A 14,146-nucleotide genomic window follows, 5' to 3' on the forward strand; every position below is an offset into this window, starting at 1 on the left:
ATGCCAGAGACCACCACCTCCACCACCCAGCCGCAACAGCTCGTCGTCGTCGGCGGCGGCATGGTCGCCCGCCGGCTCGTGGATGCGCTGCGCGCCCGGGACGACGCCGGGCGGTGGGCCGTCACGCTGCTGTGCGAGGAGCCGCGCGCGCCCTACGACCGCGTCGCCCTCACCTCCTACTTCACCGGGCGCCACCCCGAGGACCTCGCCCTCGGCGGGCAGGAGCTGTGGGACGACCCGCTCGTCACGCTGCGCCGCGGTGTCCGGGCCGAGAGCATCGACCGCGACGCCCGGACGGTGACGACGAGCACCGGCCAGGTCCTGCCCTACGACTCCCTCGTCCTCGCGACCGGCTCCTACGCCGCCGTGCCACCGGTGCCCGGCAAGGACCTGCGCGGCGCCTTCGTCTACCGCACGATCGACGACGTCGCCGACCTGCGGCAGTTCGTCGAGACCCGTCGGGAGGAGCTCGACCGGCCGGTCCGCGGCGCGGTCGTCGGCGGCGGCCTGCTCGGCCTCGAGGCGGCCGGCGCCCTGCGGGCGCTCGAGGTCGAGACGACGGTCGTAGAGTTCGCGCCACGGCTCATGCCGCTCCAAGTCGACGAGGGTGGTGGCGAGGGGCTCAAGCGGCTCATCGAGGGGCTCGGGGTCTCGGTGCGCACCTCGACCGCGACGTCGAAGATCGTCGGCGAGCGAGGCGCCGTCTCCCGGATGAAGTTCAGCGAGGGCCCCGCGCTCGACGTGGACGTCGTCGTCTTCGCCGTCGGCGTCCGCCCGCGTGACGAGCTCGCCCGCGAGGCCGGGCTCGAGATCGGCGAGCGCGGGGGCGTCGTCGTCGACGACGCCTGTGCCACAGCGGATCCCGCGATCCACGCGATCGGGGAGGTCGCCTGCATCGGCGGTCGCTGCCTCGGCCTGGTCGCCCCCGGCTACACGATGGCGGAGATCGTCGCCGACCGGCTGCTCGGCGGTGCCGGGACCTTCCCCGGGGCCGACCTGTCCACCAAGCTCAAGCTCCTGGGCGTCGACGTCGCGAGCTTCGGCGATGCCTTCGCGCAGGAGCCCGGCTCGCTCGAGGTCGTCATCTCCGACCCCGTCGCGGGCGTCTACAAGAAGCTCGTCATGAGCGACGACGCCCGCACCCTGCGCGGCGGCATCCTCGTCGGCGACGCCAGTGCCTACTCCTCCCTTCGCCCGATGGTCGGTCGCGAGCTCGGCGGCGACCCCGCGGCCTACCTGCTGCCCGAGGGGTCCGCGCCGGCACCTGCCGGCGACCTGCCCGACGAGGCCTCCGTGTGCTCCTGCAACAACGTCACCGCGGGCGAGATCCGTTGTGCCGTGGGCGAAGGGGGCTGCACCGACCTCGCGGGGGTCAAGGCGTGCACCCTCGCGGGCACGAGCTGCGGCTCCTGCCTTCCGCTGGTCAAGAAGCTCGTGACGAGCGAGCTCGCCGCCGCCGGCGTCGAGGTGAGCAGTGCGCTGTGCGAGCACTTCGAGCAGTCGCGTGCCCAGCTCTTCGACATCGTCCGGGTCCAGGGGTTGCGGACCTTCAGCGAGATCATCGAGCGCCACGGGACCGGCCGCGGCTGCGACATCTGCAAGCCGGTCATCGGCTCGATCCTCGCCTCGCTCGGCACCGGGCACATCCTCGACGGCGAGCAGGCGACCCTGCAGGACACCAACGACCACGTCATGGCCAACCTGCAGAAGGACGGCTCCTACTCGGTCGTCCCGCGCATCCCGGGCGGCGAGGTCACGCCCGAAGGGCTCATCGCGATCGGCGAGGTCGCCAAGGACTACGGCCTCTACACGAAGATCACCGGCGGCCAGCGGATCGATCTCTTCGGTGCCCGGATGGACCAGCTGCCCGGCATCTGGCGGCGGCTGGTCGACGCCGGCTTCGAGTCGGGTCACGCCTACGGCAAGTCGCTGCGCACGGTGAAGTCCTGCGTCGGCTCGACGTGGTGCCGCTTCGGCGTGCAGGACTCCGTCGGCCTCGCGATCGACCTCGAGCTGCGCTACCGCGGGCTCCGCTCGCCGCACAAGATCAAGCTCGGCGTCTCCGGGTGCGCCCGTGAGTGCGCCGAGGCCCGCGGCAAGGACGTCGGCATCATCGCCACCGACAAGGGGTGGAACCTCTACGTCGGCGGCAACGGCGGATTCACCCCCAAGCACGCCCGCCTGCTCGCCGAGGACCTCGACACCGAGACGCTCGTGCGCACCATCGACCGCTTCCTCATGTACTACGTGCGCACCGCAGACCGGCTGCAGCGCACCGCCCCCTGGGTCGAGGAGCACGAAGGGGGTCTCGACGCCATCCGTGCCGTCGTCATCGACGACAGCCTCGGCATCGCCGACGACCTCGATGCCGCGATGGCCGCCCACGTGGGCAACTACCGCGACGAGTGGGCGGCGACGCTCGCCGACCCGGACAAGCTGGCCCGCTTCGCGTCCTTCGTCAATGCCCCTGACGCGGTCGACGACTCGCTCGCCTACGTCGGCGAGCGCGGCCAGGCCCGTCCCGCCACCCCGGAGGAGCGCACCTCCGGGTCCGTCCTCATCGCCGGCACGACTCTGGAGGTCCGCTCATGACCGCTGCTCCCCCACAGGCCCGCGTACGCCTGTGCGCCCTCACCGACCTCGTTCCCGAGCGCGGCGCGGTCGCCCTCGTCGACGGTGTGCAGGTCGCGCTGATCCGCACCCATGACGACGAGGTCCACGGCATCGCCAACCTCGACCCCTACAGCGGCGCACACGTCGTCGCCCGCGGGCTCGTCGGCACGCGCGGCGGGGTCCCGACGGTCATCTCGCCGATGTACAAGCAGGTCTGGGACCTGCGCACCGGCGCCTGCCTCGACGGGGCCGGCAGCGACCCGGTCGACCTGCGGACCTGGCCGGTGGCCGTCGTCGACGGCGAGGTGTGGATCGAGCCGCGCGGCGACGAGGTGACGGGCTCCCCCTTCGACCGCAGTGTCACGTGAGCCTGCCGCAACTGCTCGCCGGGTGCGTCGTCCTCGTCACCGGGGACCGGCGCGCCGGTGACCTGCGCGCCGCCCTCGAGCGGCGCGGTGCCCGGGTCGTGCACACCCCGGCGCTGACGATCGTGCCGCACACCGCCGACGCGGAGCTCGTCGAGCGGACCCGGGCCCTCCTCGCCGCACCGCCCGACGTCGTCGTCGTGACGACGGCGATCGGATTCCGCGGGTGGGTTGAGGCGGCCGACGCCACGGGTCTGGGTGAGGAGCTGCACGAGGTCCTGGACCGGACCCGGATCGTCGCCCGCGGCCCCAAGGCGCGCGGCGCGATCCAGGCGGCCGGGCACGACGCGGACTGGGTCGCCGAGTCGGAGACCTCCGCTGAGATCCGTGACTTCCTGATCACTGAAGGCGTTGCGGGACAAAGCATCGCGATCCAGCACCACGGCGCAGGGTGCGACGAGCTCGACGTCGATCTGGCGACCGCCGGTGCCACGGTGACCTCTCTCGTGGTCTACCGCTGGGGGCCACCACCGGATGCCGACGCGGTGACCTGCGGCGTCGAGCAGGCGGCCGTGGGTGACATCGACGTCGTCGTCTTCACCTCCGCACCGGCCGCGGCGGCCTGGCTCGACGCGGCTCGGGACGCCGGCGTTCTGCCGTCGATCGTCGGCCGGGTCCGCACCGGCCGTCTCGTCGTCGCGGCCGTCGGGCCGGTCACCGCGCGCCCGCTCGAGCACGTCGGCATCAGCCCGCTGCTCCCGGAGCGGGCCCGGCTGGGGTCGCTCGTGCGAGCCCTGGTCGGCCACTACGAGGCGATGATGGCCACCGCCGTCGAGACCGTCGCCGGACCGCTGCAGCTGCGCAGCACCGCCGCGCTCCTCGGCGACCGGGTGCTCGCCATCTCCCCGAGCGGCCTGTCCGTGCTCCACCTGCTCATCGACGCGAAGGGAGATGTCGTCACCCGTGCCGACGTCCTCGAGGTGCTGCCGGGCGACTCCGCGAGCGGTCACGCCGTCGAGGTGGCCGTCGGCCGCTTGCGTGAGGCGATCGGGGACCGACGGGTCGTCGAGACGGTCGTCAAGCGGGGCTACCGGCTCGCGACGGCCTGACGCAATCCGCTTGCGGCTCCGCTGACCTGCCGCGAGGGTGAGCGGATGACCTCCCGCATCTCGCACACCACCCTCGACTGCCGCGACGCCTACGCCCTCAGCGAGTGGTGGAAGGGCGTCATCGGCTACACCGACGTGCCCGGCGACCCCAACCGCCCCGGGCACGAGGAGTGCATGCTCGTCGACCCGGTCACTGGGCACAGGGTGCTCTTCATCGAGGTCCCGGACCCCACGCCGGGCAAGACCAAGATGCACTACGACCTGCGGCCGACCGACCTGACGCAGGCCGAGGAGGTCGAGCGCCTGCTCGCCCACGGCGCGAGCCTCCACGCCGACCTTCGCGGGCACTACGGTCCCGGCACCGGGTGGGTGACCCTCGTCGACCCGGAGGGCAACCTGTTTTGCGTGCTGAGGTCCGACGGTGAGCTGGCCGCCCGGGACTGATCAGGCCCCGTCGCCGGCCTCGAGCCAGACGATCTCCTCGAGAGCGAGCCGCTCCCGACTGGTCCCGGGTGACGGGATCTCGCCCGGGCGATGATCGGCCACGCCGAAGGCCGTCATCGAGACGACCTCGAGGTGCGGCGGGACGGCAAGCTCCGCCGCCACCCCCTCGCGGTCGAAGGCCCGGAACTGGTGGCTGTCCAGCCCGATGGTCAGCGCCTGGACGCACATGTGCGCCACCGCCTGACCGAGGTCATAGGTCGCGAACTCCGAGTACTCCCAGCCCGGCGCGTCCTCGATGCCCACCACGGCGAGGTTGACCACGATCGCCGACGCGGCGGGCGCCCACGCCCCTGAGCTACGAGCCAGGTGGCGCACGATGCGCTCGTGCACGTCGTCCCCCCGCACCCCCACGACGAAGCGCCACGGCTGCGAGTTGCCCGCGGAGGGCGCCCGCCGAGCGGCCTCGAGCATCGTCTCGACGTGTGCTCGCTCGACCACGGCGTCCTCCCGGAAGCGCACCGGGCTGAAGCGGTGGGCCAGCGTCGGGTGCAGCTCGGGGAGGTCGGGGATCGTGCACGAGGTCATGGCTCCAGTGTGCTGCCGAAGGGGGGCACTCCCCCTTCGCCGCGCCCGGCAGATCCGTGCCACGGTGGGGCGATGAACGCACTCGAGGACCTCACCCGCACCCTCGACCGGCTGCAGGGTGCCGGCGAGCTCGCGGGCTGGGCGGTCGGCGTGGCGGATGCCGACGGAGCCCGCCTGCGCGTGGGTGGGGCCCGCTCCCCCAGCGGAGCACCGATGACGCGGGACACCCAGGTCGCCCTCAGCTCGTGCACCAAGCCCATCGGTGGCGTCCTCGCACTGCGCCTGGTCGAGCTCGGCGTCCTCACCCTCGACGACCCCGTGGCGGCGTGGCTGCCCGAGCTGGCCGACCCGAGGGTGCTCGTCGACCCCGCTGCCGATCTGTCCGCCACCGTCCCCGCCGAGCGACCGATCACGCTGCGGCACCTGCTGACGATGACCCCGGGCTTCGGCTGGGTGAGCGAGCCCGGCCCCCTCGCCGATGCCCTCGCCCGTGAGCAGGTCGCCCCCGGCCCCTTCTGCCCAACGATGTCACCCGACGACTTCATGAGCCGACTCGGCAGCGTGCCGCTGGCCGACCAGCCCGGCACGGCCTGGCGGTACCACACGAGCAGCGACGTCCTCGGGGTGCTGCTCGCCCGGGCCACCGGGTCGAGCGTCCCCGAGCTGCTCACCGAGCACGTGCTGCAGCCGCTCGCGATGACCGACACCGGCTACAGCGCCGACGCCACCTGCCTGGCCCCACCGCTGGCTCCCGAGGGGGGAGGGCTCAGGCCCGTGGAGCTCCCGGCGGGCACCTTCGTGGACCCGCCTCCCTTCGCGTCCCTTGCCACCGGGCTCGTCTCGACCGTGCCCGACCAGCTGGCCTTCCTGCGCTCGCTCGTCGGCGGTCCCACCGTCCTCTCGCCCGAGTCCCTCGCGGCTCTGCGCACCGGCACGCTCACCGACGAGCAGCGGCTCACCGCAGCGGGGTTCATCGAGCCGGGCTGCGACTGGGGGCTCACCGTCGAGGTCCGTCCAGGCGGGCAGGTGGGATGGGCCGGTGGCCTGGGCACCATCGGTTATGCCGATCCGGCCACTGGGCGGGCCGCCTTCCTCGCCACGGCGGTCACCGTCGACTCCCCCGCGACGACGACTGCCTTCGACCACTTCTGGGGCCTGCTCGTCGCCGGGGCATGACATCCTCACCACCATGAGCCGTGCACTCGTCCTCGTCGACATCCAGAACGACTTCTGCGAAGGGGGCTCCCTCGCCGTGACCGGAGGCGCCGCCGTCGCCGAGCGGGCCGCCGCACGAGTCCTCGACCAGGACGGCCCGCCCTACGCCGCGATCGTCGCCACGGCCGACTGGCACCACGACCCCGGCGCGCACTGGGCCACCGACGGCGAGCCCGACTTCGCGACGACCTGGCCGGTGCACTGCGCGGCTGGCACGACGGGCGCCGCCTTCCACCCTGCGCTCGAGCCGGCCATGGGTGAGGTGACCGAGGTCTTCCGCAAGGGCGCCCACGACGCCGCCTACAGCGGCTTCGAGGGCTTCGCCGAGGACGGCACCGGTCTCGCGGACTGGTTGCGCACGCGGGGCGTCACCGACCTCGACGTCGGCGGGATCGCCACCGACCACTGCGTCAGGGCCACGGTCCTCGACGCGCTGCGCGAGGGATTTGCGGTGCGACTGCTCACCGACACCATCGCCGGGGTCGCCCCCGAGACGACGCAGGCAGCACTCGCCGAGATGGCCGCCGCCGGCGCCACGACGGACGCGTGAGCCGCCCCCTGCCGGCGGTCATGGCCGGCCGCACCGTCCTCATCACGGCTGACCGGCGCAGCGACGACCTCGCCGAGGCCTTCGCCCGTCGCGGTGCGACGATCCGGCACGCCGCGGCGATGTCGATCGTCCACCACAGCGACGACGAGCGGCTCGTCGCCGACACCCGTGCCCTCGTCGCCGACCCGCCGGATCTCGTCGTCGTCACCACGGGGGCCGGTCTGCGCGGCTGGCTCGAGGCCGCCGATGTGGCCGGCCTCCACGGCTCCCTCACGGACGCGCTCTCCTCCGCCCGGATCTTCGCCCGGGGCCCCAAGGCCAAGGGCGCCCTCGTCGCCCACGGGCTCACCCCCGAGTGGGTGGCCGAGTCCGAGACGACCGCCGAGATCACCGAGCACCTCCTCGCCCTGGGTGTCGACGGCGCGAGCGTCGCGGTCCAGCACCACGGCAACGGGTCCGACGGGCTCGACGAGGCCCTGACGGCCGCGGGCGCGCGGGTCTCGCCGCTGGTCGTCTACCGGTGGGGTCCGGCGCCGGACCCTGCCGCGGTCACCGCCTCGACCCGTGCCGCCGCTGCCGGCGAGGTCGACGCGGTCGTCTTCACCTCCGCACCGGCCGTCGTGGCCTGGTTCGCGGCGGCCGACGCCGCGGGCGTCACCGACGAGATCGTCCATCGGTCACGCGCCGGTCTGCTCGTCGCCGCGGTCGGTCCGGTCACCGCTGCCCCGCTGCAGGCGAAGGGGGTCGACCCGCTCGTCCCCGAGCGCAGCCGCATGGGTGCCCTCGTGCGCGCCGTCCTCGAGCACTACGGCGACGGTTAGGACTCAGCGGGCCTCGCGGTCCGTTTCGGCCTCGCCGCTGACCTTCTCCTGGCGGCCGCGGACGACGAGCGTGCCCGCGATCTTGTCGTGCAGCGTCTGCCGCTGCGGGTCCTTGATCGGCCACAGCAGGTCGGCGGCCGTCACGGCGGTCGAGAAGCAGCTGATCGCGGACAGCAGCATCGTCGCCATCGGCAGGAGCGCCCGCATGAAGGCCGTCCCGGCGCTCGGCCGGCCCGGGCGGTCGACCCGGCGGACCGACAGGCCGAGAGCCAGCTTGCCCGGGGTCGCGGCCCAGCGGCTGAGGAAGATCACCTCGTAGAGGCACCGCACGAGCATGCCGATACCGAGGGCGACGAGCAGGTACTGCACGTCGAAGAGCCCGAGCAGCTCCTCGGGCGTGACCCGCTCGAGCCGCTCCGGGTCGTTGGCCGCCGCCGCGTCCCAGATGAAGGTCAGGTAGTCGCGGCTCGCCAGCCACACGGCCCAGCCGGCGAAGATGACGTTGAGGATCCGCAGCACGATCCAGTCGACGAGGTAGGCGCCCACGCGCTGGCCGTAGCTGGCCAGGGTCTGGCCGTCGGCCGTCGTGGGCTGCGGGGCGGCGTCGCCGTAGCCTGCTGCGCCCTGCGGCGCCGTGCCGAAGGGGGCTTGCCCTGCCCCGTGGGTCGGCCGGCCGAAGACATCCGTGCCCGGCCCACCCGGGCTGCCCTGCCCGCCCTGCGTGCCCGGGGCGCCGGGACCGACCGCCGGGTCGCCCTGCGGCGCGATCTCCGGGGTGGGCTGCGCGGCCCGCGTCTGCCGGGGCACGGTGCGCTCGCTCCAGATGATCCCGTCGAAGTAGCGCAGCTGCGTCTCGTCCTCCGGGTCGTCGTACCAGCCGGCGCGCTCGGGGGTGCTCATGCCCTCACGATCTCACGGCGTCGGTGGAGTCCCGATCGGGTGTCGACCCCTCGACCTCCGCGACGAGCGCACGCGCCTGCCGGCGACGCGACCACAGCAGAGCGGTGACACCCACGACGACCACGACGGCCAGCACCGTCGCCGCGAGCGGCGACCTGGCGGCGGCCGCCAGCCAGGCACGCGCAGCGGCCAGACCCACCGTCGCGTAGATCGTCGCCCAGGCGATCGAGCCGAGAGTCACGGCGGGCAGGTACCGGCGCAGCGGCATCCGGGTGACGCCGGCCGTCGCGTTGACAGCCGTCTGGATGCCGACGGTGAAGAAGCACAGGACGACCGCGATCGGCCCCCACCTGTTGACCAGTGATCGGGCGCGCTGCCACGCGGGCGAGCCCTCCCCTTCGCTCTTGCGCCAACGACGACCACCGGCAGCTGCCCCGCGGCCGAGCCAGTACGTGGCATTGGCCCGGAGCATGACGATGACGAAGAGCGCCCCGAAGGTCGGGAGGAACTGCGACCAGGTCACGCAGGCCCGCCGGACGCGGCGTGCTCGGGTGCGCGGGCCGCACCGAGGTCGGCGAAGACCCGCCGGTTGAGCTCGAAGCTGTCGACGGCTGCGTCGAGGACCCGGCGACGCGCGGTCTCGTCGAGCTCGAGCGAGTCCAGGGCCGCGCGGTAGGCGTCCTTGTAGGGCTTGGGCTTGGGGATCTGCTCGAAGTGGTAGAAGTTCAGCCCCGCGGGGTCGATGCCGTAGTGCCGCTGCACCATCCGCGCGATGATCTGGCCCCCGGAGAGGTCCCCGAGGTAGCGCACGTAGTGGTGCGCGAGCATCGACTCGGGGGTGTGCTGCTCACGCAGCTGCGCCGCGTAGTCGACCGCGGCGCGCACGATGTGGATGTCGCCGGCGGCCAGTCGACCGTCGACGTCTTCGCCGCAGAGGTGGGCCATGTCCTGCTCGAGCGCGGCGACCCGGTCGAGCCGGTGGTCGAGCACCGGCGCGACGAAGGGATGATCGGAGTAGTGCGTCCAGAGCACCTCTTCGAGGGCGCGGTAGATGACCAGCTGCTGGGCGACGAGCGCGACGAAGGCCGGGCGGCAGGCCAGGCCAGCCATGAGCTGCTCGACGAAGGCGGAACCCTCGGCGTCGTCGTGCGCCGAGGCCGTCTCGGTGCGCAGGGCGAGCGACAGCGGCTGGTCCATGAGAGCTCCCGGGTGAGGTGAGGGTTGCCTCATGCTAACGGGGCGCCTCTCCCCGCAACAGGGCCGGGAGCGGAGGTGGACAGGCGTCCTTCCCCGCTCCCGGACCCGTGCGCGTCAGAGGTTGCCGCGCTTGTCCTGCTCGCGCTCGATGGACTCGAAGAGCGCCTTGAAGTTGCCCTTGCCGAAGCCGAGCGAGCCGTGCCGCTCGATGATCTCGAAGAAGACCGTCGGGCGGTCACCGAGCGGCTTGGTGAAGATCTGCAGCAGGTAGCCGTCCTCGTCGCGATCGACGAGGATCTTGCGCTTCTTCAGCTCCTCGATGGGGACGCGGACCTCGCCGATGCGGGCGCGCATCTCGGGGTCGTCGTAGTAGGCGTCGGGGGTGTCGAGGAACTCGACGCCCTCCGTGGTCAGCTCGTCGACGGTGCGCAGGATGTCGTTGGTCGCGAGCGCGAGGTGCTGGGCACCGGGCCCGGTGTAGAACTCGAGGTACTCGTCGATCTGCGACTTCTTCTTGGCGATCGCGGGCTCGTTGAGGGGGAACTTCACGCGGTGGTTGCCGTTGGCGACGACCTTGGACATCAGGGCCGAGTACTCGGTCGCGATGTCGTCACCGACGAACTCGGCCATGTTGACGAAGCCCATGACCCGGTTGTAGAAGGCGACCCATTCGTCCATCTTGCCGAGCTCGACGTTGCCGACGATGTGGTCGAGCGCCTGGAAGAGCCGCTTGGGAGCGCCGTCGCGCTTGACGAAGTTGGAGGACCTCTCGACGTAGCCCGGCAGGTAGGCCCCGGCGTAGGTCTGGCCGTCGATGGTGCGCTGCACGAGGGTGTGCCGGGTCTCGCCGTACGTCGCGATCGCGCCGATGCGCACCGAGCCGTGCTCGTCGCTGACCGTCTCGGGCTCCTGGAGGACCGTGGCGCCAGCCGCCTTGGCCTGGGCGATGCACTTGTCGACGTCGGGCACCTCGAGCGAGATGTCGACGACGCCGTCGCCGTGCTTGGCGTGGTGGGCGATGAGCGGGCTGTCGGGGCTCACCGCGCCCTTGACGACGAAGCGGATCGAGCCGGACTTGAGGACGAAGGCCTTGTGGTCGCGGTTGCCGTGCTCGGGGCCGGAGTAGCCGACGAGCTCCATGCCCCAGGCGCTCTGGTAGTAGTGCGCCGTCTGCGTCGCATTGCCGACGACGAAGACGATCGCGTCCCAGCCCGTCACGGGGAAGGGGTCGCGCTCCTCGTCGTACTCGACGAGCCCGACGAGCTGCTTGAGCTGGTCGAGGTCGAGCTCGGCCTCGCGCTCCTGCCTGGTGAGTTCAACCGCGGTGTTGGACATGGGCTCAGGATCATCACCGCCACCGCCGTGTGCAACCGGCCCCCATCCCGGTGCGCATGCTGCGCAATCTGTTGCCATGATTGGGGCCTGGAGGCGACAATCTGACCATGCCGACTCCCGCTTCGCGCCCACCGGCCATCGACGAGCTCGACGCCCGCCTGCTCGCACTGCTCGCCGAACGGCCGTCGATCGGGGTGCTCGGGGCGAGCCGTGAGCTCGGGGTGGCCCGCGGCACCGTGCAGGCTCGGCTCGACCGCCTCCAGACGAAGGGGGTCATCCGCACCTTTGCACCGACGCTCGACCCGTCCTCGCTCGGCTACCCGGTCACGGCACTGTGCACCCTCGAGATCCGTCAGCGGCTGGGGCACCAGGCCGTGGTCGACCACCTCATGGCGATCCCCGAGGTGCTGGAGATCCACTCGACGACCGGGGTCGGTGACCTCATCATCCGGATCGTCGCGATGGACAATGCGGACCTGGGCAGGGTCATCGACGAGATCATCGATGACACGCACGTGGTGCGCGCCAGCACGTCGATCGCGCTCGTCACCCACCTGGAGATGCGCACCGGACCCCTCGTCGAGGCAGCGGCCCACCGCCCGGCAACCCCCGTGCCCTGAGGAGGCCGCCCCGCGACCGCCCCACCACCCCCGGGCCCTGAGGAGGTCGCCCCGCGACCGCCCCACCACCCCCGGGCCCTGAGGAGGTCGCCCCGCGACCGTCTCGAAGGGCTCAGATCTTGTCGGCGAGCAGCATCCACGCCAGGGCGATGGTCCCGAGGGCCGTGCCGATGTGCGCGATCTGCGACAGCCCGGGACCGCGCGTCCACGAGTCGCCGTGGAAGGCCTCGGCGTGCCGCGAACCGCTGCGACGCCACCGCCCGAGGAAGCTCAGGCCGATGAGCGAGGCGATGACCATGCAGATGATCGCCAGCCAGGTCGCGCCCGTGGACGTGTGCACGTCGAGCAGCCGGAGTGCGATGAGCCCGAGCCCGACGACGAGCGTGATCGAGTGGGCGTTGAGCACCCACCCGGAGAAGTCGGTCATCCCCTGCTCGCCCTTGGAGCGCCGCAGACGGAGCGGGGTCAGGACGAGCACGAGCACGCCCAGGGCCACGAGGATCCACGCGAAGACGGTCATGTCCCCATGATGCCCGGGCGCTGTCCCGGATAGGGGCAGAGCGCGTCAGCGTCGGCCGACGAACCAGCGCCGGATCCGCTCGATCCGCTCGGTCACCTGCTCGCTCGACGCCTGGGCGAGCTCCGGTCCGCCGCAGGCCCGACGCAGGTCCATGTGGATGTTGGCGTGAGGCGAGCCGGTCTTCGTGGCATAGGCCGCGACGAGCTTGTTGAGCTCCTTGCGCTGGGCCGCGAGGGCACGATGGGCCGCCATCGGGGCGTCGTCGTCCTTGCGGGTGCGACCGGTCTTCTTCGACTGCTTGGTCTGCCGCTCGGTGAGCAGGGCGTGCACCTGGTCCGGCTCGAGCAGACCGGGCAGACCCAGGTAGTCCTGCTCGTCCTCGGAGCCGACCTCGGCGTGCAGACCGAACTGCTGCTTGTCGTAGAGCACGTGGTCGAAGTGCGCGTCGGACTCGAGCGCCTCGAAGGAGCCGAGCAGGTCGTCGCTCGCCCCGTCGGCGCGGTTGGCGGCGGCGAGCATGCCCTCCTCCTCCGACCACAGCGGAGCCTCGTCGTCGGCGGCCTCCGGCCGGTCGAGGGCGTGGTCGCGCTGCTCCTCGAGCGTGCCGGCGTGGGCGAGGATCACCGGGACGCTCGGCAGGAAGACGCTCGCCGTCTCGCCGCGGCCGCGGGCCCGCACGAAGCGCCCCACGGCCTGGGCGAAGAAGAGCGGCGTCGACGTCGACGTCGCGTAGACGCCGACGCACAGTCGGGGCACGTCGACCCCTTCGCTCACCATCCGCACGGCGACGAGCCATCGTGACGTGCTCGCGGAGTAGTCCTCGATCTTCTGCGAGGCGCCGTTGTCGTCGGAGAGGACGACGGTCGGCTTCTCGCCGGTGAGCTCGGTGAGGATCCGCGCGTAGGCGCGGGCCTGCGTCTGGTTGGTCGCGATGACCATGGCGCCGGCGTCGGGCACGCCCCGGCGCACCTCGGTGAGCCGCTTGTCGGCGGCGGCGAGCACCGACGGGATCCACTCCCCCTTCGGGTCGAGCGCGGTGCGCCAGGCCTGCGCGACGAGGTCCTTGGTCATCGGCTCGCCGAGGCGGGCGGCCACCTCGTCGCCGGCACGGGTGCGCCAGCGCATCGCGCCGCCGTAGGCCATGAAGAGCACCGGCCGCACCACGCCGTCGCGCAGGGCCTCGGAATAGCCGTAGGTGTAGTCGCTGCTCGAGCGCAGGATCCCGTCGTCGCCGTACTCGTAGCCGACGAAGGGGATGGGATTGGTGTCGGAGCGGAAGGGGGTGCCCGTGAGCGAGAGGCGGCGGGTCGCCGGCTCGAAGGCCTGCCGGATGCCGTCGCCCCACGACTTGTTGTCACCGCCGTGGTGGATCTCGTCGAGGATGACGAGGGTGCGCTCGGCCCGGGTGCGGCTCTCGTGGACCGAAGGGCGGGAGGCCACCTGGGCGTAGGTGACGGCGACCCCGTCGTAGTCGCTCGAGGTCACCGCGGTGGTGTTGGAGAACTTCGGGTCGAGGTGGATGCCGACCCGACCGGCCGCGTCGGCCCACTGGGTCTTGAGGTGCTCGGTCGGCGCGACGACGGTCACTCCGGTCACCTCACCGGCGGAGAGGAGCTCCGCGGCGACGCGCAGGGCGAAGGTCGTCTTGCCGGCACCCGGGGTCGCGACGGCGAGGAAGTCGGTGCGCCCGGACTCGAGGTAGAGCTTGAGCGCCTCGGCCTGCCAGGCCCGCAGCGCGCCGGCGGTACCCCACGCCGCCCGCCTCGGGAAGGCGGGTGACAGGTGGGACGCAGCAGACTGACTCATCGCTGGGCCACTGTAGATCGCCCGGGTGACAGGACCGAAAACCGCCGGGCGAAGGGAGCCCCGCTC

The 14,146-nt window shown here is 72.3% G+C and carries 15 protein-coding genes; 8 read left to right on the forward strand and 7 right to left on the reverse strand.

The features are described 5' to 3' along the window. Genes nirB through AB4Y78_RS10055 form a run of 4 tightly spaced genes read left to right on the forward strand, consistent with a single transcriptional unit; the run spans position 1 to position 4,531 of the window. Positions 1 to 2,592, forward strand: coding sequence for a nitrite reductase large subunit NirB (gene nirB / locus AB4Y78_RS10040; RefSeq protein ID WP_441713474.1), 2,592 nt, complete (start codon positions 1 to 3; stop codon positions 2,590 to 2,592). After that, the gene (gene nirD, locus AB4Y78_RS10045) at positions 2,589 to 2,981 is read left to right on the forward strand and encodes a nitrite reductase small subunit NirD (RefSeq protein WP_306513554.1); all 393 of its coding nucleotides are present in this window, start codon (positions 2,589 to 2,591) and stop codon (positions 2,979 to 2,981) included. The genes nirB and nirD overlap by 4 nt, the downstream gene beginning before the upstream one ends. Continuing rightward, positions 2,978 to 4,087: a uroporphyrinogen-III synthase gene (locus AB4Y78_RS10050; protein ID WP_441713473.1), complete on the forward strand. Its 1,110-nt coding sequence runs from the start codon at positions 2,978 to 2,980 to the stop codon at positions 4,085 to 4,087. The genes nirD and AB4Y78_RS10050 overlap by 4 nt, the downstream gene beginning before the upstream one ends. 45 nt (positions 4,088 to 4,132) lie before the next feature. Continuing rightward, a complete protein-coding gene (locus AB4Y78_RS10055; protein ID WP_007928179.1) occupies positions 4,133 to 4,531 on the forward strand; it encodes a VOC family protein in 399 nt (132 codons plus the stop codon). On the opposite strand, the gene AB4Y78_RS10060 is transcribed toward AB4Y78_RS10055, so the two are convergent. Continuing rightward, positions 4,532 to 5,116 carry a nitroreductase family protein gene (locus AB4Y78_RS10060; RefSeq protein WP_441713472.1) on the reverse strand — a complete coding sequence of 195 codons (585 nt, stop codon included), beginning with the start codon at positions 5,114 to 5,116 and terminating at the stop codon, positions 4,532 to 4,534. A gap of 72 nt (positions 5,117 to 5,188) precedes the next feature. Here AB4Y78_RS10060 and AB4Y78_RS10065 point away from each other — a divergent pair, with 72 nt between their 5' ends. The 3 genes from AB4Y78_RS10065 to AB4Y78_RS10075 are packed head-to-tail and all read left to right on the forward strand — an operon-like array spanning position 5,189 to position 7,702. Continuing rightward, positions 5,189 to 6,292: a serine hydrolase domain-containing protein gene (locus tag AB4Y78_RS10065; RefSeq protein ID WP_441713471.1), complete on the forward strand. Its 1,104-nt coding sequence runs from the start codon at positions 5,189 to 5,191 to the stop codon at positions 6,290 to 6,292. Positions 6,293 to 6,305: 13 nt separating this feature from the next. Next, the gene (locus tag AB4Y78_RS10070; RefSeq protein ID WP_007928163.1) at positions 6,306 to 6,881 is read left to right on the forward strand and encodes an isochorismatase family protein; all 576 of its coding nucleotides are present in this window, start codon (positions 6,306 to 6,308) and stop codon (positions 6,879 to 6,881) included. Next, complete coding sequence (locus tag AB4Y78_RS10075) at positions 6,878 to 7,702, forward strand: uroporphyrinogen-III synthase (protein ID WP_441713469.1); 825 nt, start codon at positions 6,878 to 6,880, stop codon at positions 7,700 to 7,702. Before AB4Y78_RS10070 ends, AB4Y78_RS10075 begins: the two co-directional genes overlap by 4 nt. Before the next feature lie 3 nt (positions 7,703 to 7,705). On the opposite strand, the gene AB4Y78_RS10080 is transcribed toward AB4Y78_RS10075, so the two are convergent. The 4 genes from AB4Y78_RS10080 to hppD all read right to left on the reverse strand — a co-directional run bounded on the left by AB4Y78_RS10080 (position 7,706) and on the right by hppD (position 11,134). Continuing rightward, the gene (locus AB4Y78_RS10080; RefSeq protein WP_007928153.1) at positions 7,706 to 8,602 is read right to left on the reverse strand and encodes an RDD family protein; all 897 of its coding nucleotides are present in this window, start codon (positions 8,600 to 8,602) and stop codon (positions 7,706 to 7,708) included. 4 nt (positions 8,603 to 8,606) lie between these two features. Continuing rightward, entirely contained in the window at positions 8,607 to 9,125 is a 519-nt protein-coding gene (locus AB4Y78_RS10085; protein WP_265229790.1) for a DedA family protein, read from the reverse strand. Beyond that, positions 9,122 to 9,799, reverse strand: coding sequence for a heme oxygenase (biliverdin-producing) (locus AB4Y78_RS10090; protein WP_441713468.1), 678 nt, complete (start codon positions 9,797 to 9,799; stop codon positions 9,122 to 9,124). Before AB4Y78_RS10090 ends, AB4Y78_RS10085 begins: the two co-directional genes overlap by 4 nt. Positions 9,800 to 9,913: 114 nt before the next feature. Next, on the reverse strand, positions 9,914 to 11,134 hold the full coding sequence (gene hppD / locus AB4Y78_RS10095) for a 4-hydroxyphenylpyruvate dioxygenase (protein ID WP_128276768.1): 1,221 nt from the start codon (positions 11,132 to 11,134) through the stop codon (positions 9,914 to 9,916). Between the two features lie 107 nt (positions 11,135 to 11,241). On the opposite strand from hppD, the gene AB4Y78_RS10100 reads away from it, so the two are divergent. Further along, positions 11,242 to 11,754, forward strand: coding sequence for an Lrp/AsnC family transcriptional regulator (locus AB4Y78_RS10100; RefSeq protein WP_441713467.1), 513 nt, complete (start codon positions 11,242 to 11,244; stop codon positions 11,752 to 11,754). 112 nt (positions 11,755 to 11,866) lie between these two features. Here AB4Y78_RS10100 and AB4Y78_RS10105 read toward each other — a convergent pair whose 3' ends face one another. Then, entirely contained in the window at positions 11,867 to 12,274 is a 408-nt protein-coding gene (locus AB4Y78_RS10105; RefSeq protein WP_282070684.1) for a hypothetical protein, read from the reverse strand. Between the two features lie 45 nt (positions 12,275 to 12,319). Beyond that, positions 12,320 to 14,080: a DEAD/DEAH box helicase gene (locus tag AB4Y78_RS10110; protein ID WP_007924635.1), complete on the reverse strand. Its 1,761-nt coding sequence runs from the start codon at positions 14,078 to 14,080 to the stop codon at positions 12,320 to 12,322. Between the last annotated feature and the right edge of the window lie 66 nt (positions 14,081 to 14,146).

Origin of the sequence: Janibacter sp. RAF52, from assembly GCF_052114035.1 — a bacterium.
GTDB classification, from domain to species: Bacteria; Actinomycetota; Actinomycetes; order Actinomycetales; family Dermatophilaceae; genus Janibacter; species Janibacter hoylei.

What these genes read in the sequence shown, in the direction of transcription:
- nirB (WP_441713474.1), top strand. Translation starts at nt 1, where the DNA reads ATGCCAGAGACCACCACCTCCACCACCCAGCCGCAACAGCTCGTCGTC.
- nirD (WP_306513554.1), top strand. Translation starts at nt 2,589, where the DNA reads ATGACCGCTGCTCCCCCACAGGCCCGCGTACGCCTGTGCGCCCTCACC.
- AB4Y78_RS10055 (WP_007928179.1), top strand. Translation starts at nt 4,133, where the DNA reads ATGACCTCCCGCATCTCGCACACCACCCTCGACTGCCGCGACGCCTAC.
- AB4Y78_RS10060 (WP_441713472.1), bottom strand. Translation starts at nt 5,116, where the DNA reads ATGACCTCGTGCACGATCCCCGACCTCCCCGAGCTGCACCCGACGCTG.
- AB4Y78_RS10065 (WP_441713471.1), top strand. Translation starts at nt 5,189, where the DNA reads ATGAACGCACTCGAGGACCTCACCCGCACCCTCGACCGGCTGCAGGGT.
- AB4Y78_RS10070 (WP_007928163.1), top strand. Translation starts at nt 6,306, where the DNA reads ATGAGCCGTGCACTCGTCCTCGTCGACATCCAGAACGACTTCTGCGAA.
- AB4Y78_RS10080 (WP_007928153.1), bottom strand. Translation starts at nt 8,602, where the DNA reads ATGAGCACCCCCGAGCGCGCCGGCTGGTACGACGACCCGGAGGACGAG.
- AB4Y78_RS10090 (WP_441713468.1), bottom strand. Translation starts at nt 9,799, where the DNA reads ATGGACCAGCCGCTGTCGCTCGCCCTGCGCACCGAGACGGCCTCGGCG.
- hppD (WP_128276768.1), bottom strand. Translation starts at nt 11,134, where the DNA reads ATGTCCAACACCGCGGTTGAACTCACCAGGCAGGAGCGCGAGGCCGAG.
- AB4Y78_RS10100 (WP_441713467.1), top strand. Translation starts at nt 11,242, where the DNA reads ATGCCGACTCCCGCTTCGCGCCCACCGGCCATCGACGAGCTCGACGCC.
- AB4Y78_RS10105 (WP_282070684.1), bottom strand. Translation starts at nt 12,274, where the DNA reads ATGACCGTCTTCGCGTGGATCCTCGTGGCCCTGGGCGTGCTCGTGCTC.
- AB4Y78_RS10110 (WP_007924635.1), bottom strand. Translation starts at nt 14,080, where the DNA reads ATGAGTCAGTCTGCTGCGTCCCACCTGTCACCCGCCTTCCCGAGGCGG.